Here is a 10,673-nt window from a genome sequence, read left to right as displayed (position 1 = left end):
GCCCCGCCCCTACATTGCCGCGAATGTGGGCCGTGATCATGTAGGGGCGGGGCTCGCCTCCGCCCTACGCCTGCGTCAGCAATACGCCCCAGCAATATATAAACCCCTATTTCCTGTAATCCAGTGCGGGTTTGCGGTCGCCCAGCAAGGCTTCGTATTTGAAATCAGCACCGCGTTTTTGTAGCCATTCGGCGCGGGCTTTTTCGATCAGCGTGGGCGTCGTAAAGAGGTCAAGTGCGGTTAAGGCCAGCGTTTTGGCGGCGACCAGCATCCCTTTCTGCCCGATGCTCATGCCACTAGCTGCGGTTGACTGCCAACTGTGGGCCGATGAACCCGGTACCCAGGTTGCCGTTTGCAGGCCTACGGTCGGTACCGTCCAGCTTACATCACCCACGTCGGTGGACCCCCCGCTGGTGGCGCTCTCCGAGGCATCGCGGAAATTTTTGATCAGGGCGGCGTTGGTGATCGGTACTTTCTGGTCGGGGGCAAAGGTGCTCTGGATCTTTTCGGCGAAGGCTGTTTCTTCCGGCGTGTAGGTGATGCCGCCAACCGTTGTCAGGTTCTGGTGCATAACCTCGGCCAGCGTCACGTTGGGCAGCAGGTTGAACACGCCCCCCAGCACTTCCCAGTCTACTTTGGTACCCGTTCCTTTGGCGGCTCCCTCGGCGGCATTTTCGATCCGTTTCCAGACGCTTTGCAGAATGTCGCGGTCTTTGTGGCGGGCATAATAATACACCTCGGCAAAGGCGGGCACCACGTTGGGCGCTTCACCGCCTTTCGTGATCACGTAGTGAATGCGGGTATCTTGCGGTACATGCTCGCGCATCATGTTCACCATGAAGTCCATCGCCTCAACGCCGTCGAGGCCCGACCGGCCGCGTTCGGGCGAGGCGGCAGCGTGGGCGGCAATACCCCGGAACCGGAACTTGGCGTTTTTGTTGGCCAGCGACGTACCTGCGTCGGCGGCGTTCTGCGAACCGGGATGCCAGTGCAACACCACGTCGACGCCATTAAACAGCCCTTCGCGTACCATATAGACCTTACCCGCGCCCCCTTCTTCGGCCGGACAGCCGTAGATTTTAACCGTACCGGCATGCCCGGCTTTGAGCCAGTTTTTTACTTCAATGGCGGCGGCCATCGACGCTGTACCGAACAGATTATGGCCGCAGCCGTGCCCACCTTTCTGGCCTGGAATGGGCGTGAAATCGGGTTTGGCTTCAGTAGCAAGACCGGGCAGGGCGTCATATTCGCCCAGAATACCGATCACGGGTTTGCCCGTTCCGTAGGTAGCCACAAAGGCCGTGGGAATACCCGCTACGCCCGCCTGCACGTCGAATCCTTCTTTCTTCAGTTGTTCCTGGAGCAGCAGCGCGCTTTTTTCTTCCTGGTAGCCCAGTTCGGCAAAATCCCAGATCTGTTTGGAGATGCCCGCGAACTCGGAAAACCGCTTGTCGAGGTCGGCGATGATCGCCTGTTTGTCTTTGTCGGCGGGCACGGCCGTTTTCGTAGCCTTTTTCGGCTGAGCAAATGCCAGCGCAGGCAAGAGCAAAGCCGTAGTAAGGAGTTGTCTATGCATGATACAGGTTGTGATGAGTTGGTACGGGTTGGCACCCGCGCAAAACTGAACGCCAGTCCCTAAAAATAGGCAAAATCATAACCGTATGACACCGTTGGCCCATTTCATTGCGCGAATCGAAGGCCAAACCCAGCGCGGGCTGGTTGGATGATTAAGAAGGAGCTTCGCGCTGGTGTGTGTTGGCTGCTTGCTTCGCGAGTTAGTGTATTGCTGTCGCCTCGTCGAAGGGCCTAGAGCAAGAGTAATACTATAGCGCGAAGCCGGCTAGAGAAACGCATCACACCACCTATCAATACGCCTGAAAAGCATATTTATATGAGCATACACATTGGCACCTCGGGCTGGAGTTACGATCATTGGCAGGGTGTACTGTATCCGCCGGGTACGTCGGTGGCCAAGAGGTTGGGCTATTACCTACAGCAGTTCAACACAGTCGAGCTGAACAGCAGTTACTACCGCTGGCCCAAACCCAGTGCCTTTGCCGGCTGGCGCGACAAGCTATCGCCCGGTTTCCAACTCTGTGTGAAAGCCCCCCGCTGGATGACACACTACGGCAACCTGACCAACGCGCCCCGCTGGTTGGACCGGATTAAGGAAGGCTGGCACGAACTGGGCGACAAACGAGCCGCTCTGCTCGTACAGCTATCGCCCCGATTCCGCTATGACTATGACCGTCTGGCCCAATTCTTAGACCTGTTACCCGACTGGATGCCGACAGCCGTTGAGTTTCGGCACTCCAGCTGGCACCAGGAGCCTATATTCGAGTTGCTGGAACAACGACAGGTAGCGTATTGTATCATGAGTGGAGCCAATCTGCCGTGCATCCTCCGCGCCACAGCTCCGTTTGTCTACCTCCGCATGCACGGACCCGACTGGCATTCGCTGTACGGCGGCTCCTATTCCGACGACGACCTGCGCTGGTGGGCCGACCGGATCAGGGAGTGGGCCGGGCAGAGCAAAGACGTGTACGTTTATTTCAACAACGACATCGGTGGCCACGCCGTCAGGAATGCGCTGACGTTACGGTCTATGGTTAGTGATTGGTAAGTGTTTGTAACACACTCGCTGATATAGCTACATTGTAGCGCCAAACACTGCGGCTATGTCCCAATCCATCCTTGAGTACTACCTCTACGCTTTTTCGCATCTGAACGTAGGTGTGGGTAAAGTAGACGGAAAAGCGCCTCACAAACCTATACTGCTACTGACCGTCATTCAGGCATACGAAACTGGTTTGCTGACAGACAATCAGATACCGATTACACCCGAGCTGACCGGATTGTTTAAATCGAACTGGAATAGCCTCGTCACAAGTGGGCACACGCTTGGCTTCGCATTGCCGTTTTTTCATTTGCGAAATGAAAAGGGCCATTGGTGGAAACTGGTGGCTAATCCGGGTTGCGAACTTTGGGTGCAAGACGGCAAGCTCACCACTTTCGCCAACCTGAGTGTAGCCGTTGCTTGTGCCCAAATTGACCCCAATCTGGCCGAATTGCTGCTGAACGACACCACCCGCCAACTTTTACGACGAACGTTACTCGATACGTACTTCACTGGCCAGACAACTAGCCTGACAACGGCGCTCGACGGGCCGTTGAAAGAGCTGAACGAGTTGAAGCAAGCAATGCTGGAAGAGTCTCCCGGCGAGTATAGGACCCGGTTGAAAGGCCTGAGGACTCGGCTTGACCCCGAAACCTACCAGATCGAAGTGTTCGCCCGGGACACGGTATTTCGGCGCGAAGTAGTCCGCCTATACGACGATACCTGTTGCGTAACGGGCGTTCGGGTGTCGGCCCCATATTCGTTTTCGATGGTCGATGCCTGCCATATCGTACCGTTTGCCACGACGTTTAACAACCACCCAACCAACGGCATTGCGCTCTGCCCAAACTTGCATCGGGCCTTCGATAAGGGTGCCATTTCAGTCGATAACCAGTACCGCGTAATCTTGTCAGGTACGTTTGTCGAGAACGAAAGCAGCCTATATAGCCTGAAAGCACTCTCAGGTACGTTTATTAAGTTACCCATCGATAAACGCTACTGGCCCGATCTGGAAGCCTTCGCTTGGCACCGGGAGCACGTTTTCAAAGGATGAAGTAAAAAGGAAATGTCCACCTGAATAATGCTGAGCTTAACAAGCTGAACTCAACAAACCGCCGGTGCCACGTACCCCTGATGCAGTTGTGAAACGGGGAAAATCAAATCCCAATCGCGGTCCCAAACAACATCACCGCGTTCGATGCGGAAGCGTTTAAAATTGGCTAGCTGACGGTATTTGACAATCAATTTTGGTCACGTACCCACGGCACGTTGTCGGCTGTGGTGGATCGGGTCTTGCTACCGACGCTTCGCTGTTGTATCCCGATGGGACAAAGAGCCACTTGAGGTACGTTGCACAAAGTAGGCATGGTTTTCGTTATCTTGCTGACAGCTAACCGAAAAAGACGATGGAAGCAACGTTTGTACTGAACGATCAGGAAGATCGGGCTTTATTTGTTGATCGATTAACTCAGTTTTTTGCCGGGAAAACGATCCGTGTAAAGGTAGAAGAAGTTGATAATAGAGCAGTTAATCAAAGAGAACTGCTCGTCCGTATGGAGGCGCTGCGGCTTCGTACCGAGCAAATCCCTATCACGTTACCGGCTGGAATGGATATTAACGATCTTATTGATGACGTTAATGACAACTCATTATAGTCGGTCATGATCTATTTCGACACCGACGTACTTGTTCATTACTACATTCCCTACGAACCGGCGAAGCATGTACAGGCTAAAGAGTTTGTGCTAAAGGCGTTGATTGATGGGTCGTTCTACGCGTCTCAACTGTCAATGCAGGAGTTGACTCATGTCATGGGTAAATTTAACCAACCGGCTGCAATCATTGAAGAAGCTATGACTATCCTTAGAGCAGTAGCGCCCGTTAATTATGATCTTGTCCATTTTGACAGAGCTATGCATTTAGCCGCTAAAACCGGTTTTAGTAGCATCAACGATTGTTTGCATACGGCTATTGCCGAGTCACAAAACTGCACGGAGATAATTACCTACAATCGAAAGCAGTTTGAAATTATTGAGAGGCTGACTCGTTTAAAAGTTACGATTCTCAAAGCAGAGCTTCCAGTATAAATTCAACCCACCAACGCCCGTAACTCCTCCACTACGCCCTTGATGGCTTTGATGGTGGCGGTAACGTCGGCCTCGGTGTTAAAGCGGCCGAGACTGAGGCGCAGGCAGGAGAACGCTTCTTGTTCATTGAGGTCCATTGCCAACAACACATGTGAGGGGTCGATGCTGGCGGCGGTGCAGGCCGAACCATTGGAGACCGCAATACCTTCCAGCCCCATAATGAGCGCGTCGGAATCACAGTGCTCAAACAGGACATTGGTCGTGTTGTAGAGGCGATAGTCCCGGTTGCCGTTGACCGACGTACCTGGAATAGTTAATAGAGCGGTTTCGAGTTGGTCACGTAATTGGCCGATGCGGTAGGTTTCGGATTGGGCGGGGTGTTGCTGACGCGTCTGAGACGCAAGATTTTGCGTCTCTACTAATTCGGCGGCTTTGCCCATGCCTACGATGCCGGGTACGTTCAGGGTGCCGCTGCGTAGGCCGCGCTCGTGCCCGCCGCCATGTAGCAGGGCTTCCAGCTTTACCTTGCGGGGTTGCGACGTACCTACGCTATGCTGACGCACGTATAGTCCGCCAACCCCTTTGGGGCCGTAGAATTTATGAGCTGAAAACGTGAGCAGGTCAATGGCCGCGCCGGGCTTGCCAGCCATGTTTACGTCGATGGGTAGTTTGCCAACGGCCTGTGTGGCGTCGGTCATGAAGAGGGCACCGGCTTCGTGGGCTAGGTGGGCAATATCGGCAATGGGCTGAATGACGCCCGTTTCGTTGTTTACCCACATCACGGCAACCAGCAGCGTATCAGGCCGAAGCGCCGTTTTCAGGTCAGCCAAATCGAGTAGTCCGTCCCGTCGAACGGGCAGGTACGTTACGGCATAGCCCCGTGTTTCCAAATACTGGCAAACGTCGAGCACCGCCTTATGTTCGGTCTGTACGGTGATGATATGTCGTTTAGTATCGCCGTAAATCTCAGCTACGCCTTTTATGGCTAGATTGATGGCCTCGGTAGCACCGGAGGTAAAGACCAGTTCATGTGGGTCGCACCCTAACAAATCGGCCACCTGCTGTCGAGCTTTCTTCACTGCCTCGCTGGCGCTTACGCCAAACGGGTGCGTACTGGCCGCATTGGCGAAGTTGTCGGTCAGAAACGGCATCATCGTTTCCAGGACGCGCGGATCGAGGCGGGTGGTTGCGTTATTGTCGAGGTAAATCATAGTCGAATTTAAACGATTGCCGGGTACGTCGTCTTTGTTGGGCAAAACAAACTGTCTCAACGATGAAAACGCTTACGATTGATCTGAAATCCTTTTGCTTTGGCGTGCTGGCGATGGGGGCCGTGCTCCTGATGGCCAATAAACCCGCTGGTCAGCCTCAGACCGAACCGGTAAAGCAATCGTTGGCAGAACCGGCGCCGTGCGAAGACATGCGCCGCTACCAGGCACTTTACCTAGAATCTCACCTGATCATCCTCGATACGCAAACGGGGCGATTTCTGCGGGAAGGCAGTGTCAAGCTTCGTTTTACCAGCAACGGTTTCGAGGAGATTTACCAGCAGCAGGAACAGCTACAGCAGCGGAAATAGCGATGGCGTTATCAATCCCAGCCCGTATAGCAGCGCAAAAGGTGACAGCGGGTCTATAACACCACTAACTACCACCACGCACGACAGTTGCGCCTACTTCGCTGCCTACGCTGACCCCTAACCCTGATCCGATCTACGACCTCGGCCCAATTATGCCAACCGGGACGGTTTTGATGATGAACTTCGACAAATCGGCGTCAAAACTGATTGCTTGAGCGCCACCTGGCATGTCAATATCGCTACTACGTCGACCAATGTAGTGCTGGACAACTAAGAACCACTGACCGACGAACGGATTGAACGTAGCCTGTAGCTCGACGGCAAGCGTACGTTAACGCATGAAAGCGGCTCAGTTGAGCCGCTTTCATGCGTTAACGTACGCTTGTGAACCCAGTGACCTATAACTCCGCCAGGTTGCACCAAGGGCATTATTCGTTTCGGTGCTTTGTCCTCTTTAGTTGGCTCGTCTGAAAGCTAATCACGTTACAGACTAAGCCCGATCAATGCGCTTATCACGGTTGAGCAGCAGAATAACCGCTGTTGTAACGGCAGCGCCAATCAGCACCTTCCTGGCCAAACCAGCTTTGTTGATTTTCAGATCGGCCGCAAATCCCTTCTCCTTGAAAATGTTTGGTACGATGCCATGTTTGACATCGTCGATGAGCCCTTCTACTACGTTCACCCGATCGGCAATCACCAATGGAAACCAGTGCCTTAACCGCGACTCACTAAAGGTAAACGCGTATCGGCGGAGCATACCACTCAGACCCGATGGGGGAACAGATGTGCCGAAGACAGCGGGTAGATTTGGCCGCTCATTGGAATGCAGGACCTCCACGGTTTGTACCTGTTGCGGTGGCCGATCCCAGGTATATCCCTGCTGTTCAACATCGGTTCGGGGATTCTTGATGGGGTATGTCGGATCGTTTTTCGGATCGATGTCTACGCCCCACCCGTTAATGTGGCTGAACTTAGCCGCCATCGCTTCTTTTGTTGCTGTGTTTTCCATAGTGGTTAGTCGTTTAAAAGCCGGCTTTGGGGGGAATGAGTACCGTTTTGATGCAGCTATCTAGCTTCTCGTAGAACATATGGTAGCCTTCAGCTACCTCTTCCAGCGGCAACCGGTGCGTAATTAGGGCTTTGGGGTTAAGGATGCCGCTCTGGATATGCTCGATCAGGCGCGGTAGCAGGCGTTTAACTCCGGTTTGGTTAGCCCGAATGGTGATGCCTTTGTTGACAACATTGCCAATAGGTATCATGTTGCCAGTCGGACCGTATACCCCGACAATAGATAAAATCCCCCCTTTTTTAACGGAGTTGATGGCCCAGTGCAACGCTGTCGCCGAACCGCCCTGCATCAATAGCTGTCGGCCGGTCAATGATTGCAGGGCACTACCGGTGGCTTCAGCCCCTACGGCATCGATGCAGACGTCTGGCCCCAGCCAGTCGGTCGCTTTTTTCAGGAATAAGACCACGTCACCAATTTCGTCGAAGTTATATACCTCGGCAGGTGCATAGTTTTTAACAAATTCGAGCCGGTAATCCACGTTGTCGATGACAATAACGCGGCCTGCTCCAAACAGCCATGCACAACGCGCGGCCATGATACCCACCGGCCCCGCGCCAAAGACAACGACCGTATCACCGGGCTGGATGCCGCCCATTTCGGCCGCCTGATACCCTGTCGGGACTACGTCGCACAGCATAACGGCATCATCCGGGTCCATACCGGGCGGAATAACCGTCGGACTCACGTCGGCGTAGGGCACCCGCACATATTCGGCCTGCCCTCCGTCGTAGCCACCCGCTGTATGCGAATAGCCAAAAATGCCACCCACGGCCGTGGCCTGCGCGTTCGATTCGTGGCAATTGCCGTAGAGTCCCTGCTGGCAGAAACTGCATTTACCGCAGGCTACATTGAAGGGGACCAATACGTGATCGCCTACTTTAAGTTTCTGCACCGCCGCCCCTATCTCTTCGACAACACCGGTGAATTCGTGCCCAAAGGTGCTTCCCACGCGGGTATCTGGCACATTGCCGTTGTAAAGGTGCAGGTCAGACCCGCAGATGCACGAGCGAGTGACCCGTACAATAGCGTCCTCGGGGTGTAGGATTTCAGGAATCGGCTTCTGATCAATGCGAACCCGCCGAGGCCCCCGGTAATTCATGGCTAACATACGTTGCGCTGTTTAAGAATGACACTGCTTGGCCTTGTATCAACGCCAGGTAGCGTTGAGCCAGGAGACCATCAGTCAAGTCAACAGGGTGCAAGCGGCGTTGTTCCAAACAGTGAGGAAGCTGTAACGGATCAGGCAGCCACGTTACCGCCAAGGCTTTTTACCCGGGCTATTAACGAGACATCCCTATAGCAGCCCGGCTGATGGCTTCGCCAAGCTGCATCAGGGCGGCCACCTCATCGTCGGTGAAATCGTAGGGAACGGGTTTGGCAATGCCCAGGGTGCCGTGAAGCTCACCGTTGAGCAGCAGGGGCAGGGCAATGGATCCTTCTACTTTGGTGTCGCGGGCCGCAGGACGGGCCACGCCCGATTCGTCGGTTTGCAGGTTACAGAGCTGAACGGCTTCGCGGCGTTCGGCGGCAATACCGGCCATACCCTTACCAATGGGAATCTGACTGATTTTTGGCAGCAAAAATTCGGGCATACCAGCATAAGCAACCAGCGTCAGCAGTCCCGTAGTGGGGTCGAGGCGGTGGAGGGTACCGGTGGTGCAATCGAAGGTGGCCAGGGTCTGCGTGAGTACCTGGTTCCAGTCGGGCGTATTGGTAGCCACTAAATCGAGCAGGGGCTGGATGTTGGTTGTAGTCATGAGTCGAGGTTTTTAGCGGAAGCGTTCTTTGTTCAGGTACGTTCCAGTTGTTGGGCCAAAGGTAAATGATGGTTATTTGTGGTGCTTCGTTTCAAACCATATTCAGGTACGTTGTGTCTTAGGCAGTATTAACTAACCAGCGTATGATCATGAAATCAATCACATTCTCAATCGATCTGAAATCGTTTTTTCTGGGTGCTCTGCTTATAGGTGGCCTGCTTATGCTAGCCAACTTCAAACCCGCCGATCCATCCAGTCAGGATGCGTCTGATCAGAATCGCCGGTATGAGGCTATAACCGGCGAAAAGGGAACCGTTATTCTCGATACCCGGACCGGAAAATTCCTGACATATCCCCATGTGCTTGGCCGGGTTCAGTGGGAGAAAGGAGATTTCAACGCCATTCAGGCAGAAGAAAGAAAGAAGTAGGTACGTTTCAACGCCGATATTCCCCGCCCCGTCAAGGGCATCACCTCGGTACCCCCCGGCCCCGTTCCCCAGCCTCGCCCCGTCAGGGGCACCACCTCGGTAGCACTGTCCCAATCGTTCCACCACCACCGCCCCGTCAGGGGCACCACCTCGGTAGCACCAGCAACCCCGTTCTCCCCCTCGCCCCGTCAGGGGCACCACATCGGTAGCTAATTGAGGGGTTTGAAAATGTATTTTTCATCATAATCAATACCGAACAGATCCAGGAAACGTCGGTACTCGTCTGTGAATGTGTGACTTTGATGATGTTTTTCCTGCTGGTGGATATAAGCCATTACGCTGGGAATCTGACTTTTACTGTAAGAGAAAGCGCCGTATCCTTCCTGCCAGGCAAAATGCTGCTTGGTTAAGCCCTCATCATTGATCCATTTTGACGAATCCTGTTTAAGGTGACGCATCAGGTCAGAAAGGGATTGCGTTGGCCTGAAGCCAATCAGCACATGCACATGGTCAGACATCCCATTGATGATCAGTAATTTATGGCCATATGACTGGATGATGCCCGTCATGTACTTATATAGTTTGTCTTTCCACTCTGGTGAGATAATAGCAGCACGATGTTTAACGGCGAAAACCAGTTGTAGGTGAATTTGAGTATATGTATTAGCCATGTTGGTGGGGGTTTATCAGTAGTTGAAGGTAGTATTTTGGAGGAAAGGTCAAATGAGAATACAATTTTTGATGTTTGATTTTTCTACCGAGGTGGTGCCCCTGACGGGGCGGTGGCGGAGGAATGGGGTTGTTGGTGCTACCGAGGTGGTGCCCCTGACGGGGCGGGGGTGGTGGAACGATTGGGACGGTGCTACCGAGGTGGTGCCCCTGACGGGGCGAGGCTGGGGAACGATTGGGACGGTGCTACCGAGGTGGTGCCCCTGACGGGGCGGGGGTGGTGGAACGATTGGGACGGTGCTACCGAGGTGGTGCCCCTGACGGGGCGGTGGCGGAGGAACGATTGGGACGGTGCTACCGAGGTGGTGCCCCTACCGGGGCGGGGGTGGAGGAACGATTGGTATGTTGCTACCGAGGTGGTGCCCCTGACGGCCCCCGGTTTACATCCCCGCCCCAATCGTTCCTCC

At 54.1% G+C, this 10,673-nt stretch carries 15 protein-coding genes; 8 read left to right on the top strand and 7 right to left on the bottom strand.

The genetic code is table 11. From position 1 onward, the window contains the following. Positions 1 to 106: 106 nt before the first annotated feature. Complete coding sequence (locus tag ACAW75_RS25990; protein ID WP_370731711.1) at positions 107 to 1,576, bottom strand: amidohydrolase; 1,470 nt, start codon at positions 1,574 to 1,576, stop codon at positions 107 to 109. 315 nt (positions 1,577 to 1,891) lie between these two features. Between ACAW75_RS25990 and ACAW75_RS25985 the strand changes: the two genes are divergently transcribed. The 4 genes from ACAW75_RS25985 (at position 1,892) to ACAW75_RS25970 (ending at position 4,704) form a co-directional block, all read left to right on the top strand. Further along, a complete protein-coding gene (locus tag ACAW75_RS25985; protein ID WP_370731710.1) occupies positions 1,892 to 2,623 on the top strand; it encodes a DUF72 domain-containing protein in 732 nt (243 codons plus the stop codon). Between the two features lie 55 nt (positions 2,624 to 2,678). Beyond that, complete coding sequence (locus ACAW75_RS25980) at positions 2,679 to 3,671, top strand: HNH endonuclease (RefSeq protein ID WP_370731709.1); 993 nt, start codon at positions 2,679 to 2,681, stop codon at positions 3,669 to 3,671. 352 nt (positions 3,672 to 4,023) lie between these two features. Continuing rightward, positions 4,024 to 4,272, top strand: a complete 249-nt coding sequence (locus ACAW75_RS25975; RefSeq protein ID WP_370731708.1) for a hypothetical protein — start codon at positions 4,024 to 4,026, stop codon at positions 4,270 to 4,272. 6 nt (positions 4,273 to 4,278) lie between these two features. Beyond that, positions 4,279 to 4,704 carry a type II toxin-antitoxin system VapC family toxin gene (locus ACAW75_RS25970; protein WP_370731707.1) on the top strand — a complete coding sequence of 142 codons (426 nt, stop codon included), beginning with the start codon at positions 4,279 to 4,281 and terminating at the stop codon, positions 4,702 to 4,704. Positions 4,705 to 4,706: 2 nt separating this feature from the next. Here the strand turns inward: ACAW75_RS25970 and ACAW75_RS25965 are convergent, their stop codons facing one another. Continuing rightward, complete coding sequence (locus ACAW75_RS25965) at positions 4,707 to 5,915, bottom strand: cysteine desulfurase family protein (RefSeq protein ID WP_370731706.1); 1,209 nt, start codon at positions 5,913 to 5,915, stop codon at positions 4,707 to 4,709. Between the two features lie 62 nt (positions 5,916 to 5,977). Here ACAW75_RS25965 and ACAW75_RS25960 point away from each other — a divergent pair, with 62 nt between their 5' ends. After that, on the top strand, positions 5,978 to 6,283 hold the full coding sequence (locus ACAW75_RS25960; protein WP_370731705.1) for a hypothetical protein: 306 nt from the start codon (positions 5,978 to 5,980) through the stop codon (positions 6,281 to 6,283). Positions 6,284 to 6,773: 490 nt separating this feature from the next. Here ACAW75_RS25960 and ACAW75_RS25955 read toward each other — a convergent pair whose 3' ends face one another. From ACAW75_RS25955 to ACAW75_RS25945, 3 genes are all read right to left on the bottom strand, one after another. Further along, positions 6,774 to 7,292 carry a hypothetical protein gene (locus ACAW75_RS25955; protein WP_370731704.1) on the bottom strand — a complete coding sequence of 173 codons (519 nt, stop codon included), beginning with the start codon at positions 7,290 to 7,292 and terminating at the stop codon, positions 6,774 to 6,776. A gap of 13 nt (positions 7,293 to 7,305) precedes the next feature. Further along, complete coding sequence (locus tag ACAW75_RS25950) at positions 7,306 to 8,460, bottom strand: zinc-dependent alcohol dehydrogenase (RefSeq protein ID WP_370731703.1); 1,155 nt, start codon at positions 8,458 to 8,460, stop codon at positions 7,306 to 7,308. 172 nt (positions 8,461 to 8,632) lie between these two features. Next, complete coding sequence (locus ACAW75_RS25945; RefSeq protein ID WP_370731702.1) at positions 8,633 to 9,109, bottom strand: GAF domain-containing protein; 477 nt, start codon at positions 9,107 to 9,109, stop codon at positions 8,633 to 8,635. 149 nt (positions 9,110 to 9,258) lie between these two features. On the opposite strand from ACAW75_RS25945, the gene ACAW75_RS25940 reads away from it, so the two are divergent. Then, positions 9,259 to 9,537: a hypothetical protein gene (locus ACAW75_RS25940; RefSeq protein WP_370731701.1), complete on the top strand. Its 279-nt coding sequence runs from the start codon at positions 9,259 to 9,261 to the stop codon at positions 9,535 to 9,537. Here the strand turns inward: ACAW75_RS25940 and ACAW75_RS25935 are convergent. Beyond that, positions 9,513 to 9,686: a hypothetical protein gene (locus ACAW75_RS25935; RefSeq protein WP_370731700.1), complete on the bottom strand. Its 174-nt coding sequence runs from the start codon at positions 9,684 to 9,686 to the stop codon at positions 9,513 to 9,515. The two genes, ACAW75_RS25940 and ACAW75_RS25935, sit on opposite strands and share 25 nt — an antisense overlap. A 60-nt stretch (positions 9,687 to 9,746) precedes the next feature. Further along, positions 9,747 to 10,208, bottom strand: a complete 462-nt coding sequence (gene tnpA, locus ACAW75_RS25930; protein WP_370731699.1) for an IS200/IS605 family transposase — start codon at positions 10,206 to 10,208, stop codon at positions 9,747 to 9,749. 70 nt (positions 10,209 to 10,278) lie between these two features. Here tnpA and ACAW75_RS25925 point away from each other — a divergent pair, with 70 nt between their 5' ends. Beyond that, positions 10,279 to 10,473 (top strand): hypothetical protein, encoded by a 195-nt coding sequence (locus tag ACAW75_RS25925; protein ID WP_370731698.1) that lies wholly within the window; start codon positions 10,279 to 10,281, stop codon positions 10,471 to 10,473. Next, on the top strand, positions 10,461 to 10,673 hold a 213-nt coding region (locus ACAW75_RS25920; protein ID WP_370731697.1), incomplete at its 3' end, for a hypothetical protein. The genes ACAW75_RS25925 and ACAW75_RS25920, both read left to right, overlap by 13 nt.

This window comes from Fibrella arboris (assembly GCF_041321095.1).
GTDB classification, from domain to species: Bacteria; Bacteroidota; Bacteroidia; order Cytophagales; family Spirosomataceae; genus Fibrella; species Fibrella arboris.
The sequence above is the reverse complement of the archived record's forward strand: the minus strand, read 5'-3'. Positions and strand labels throughout refer to the sequence as shown.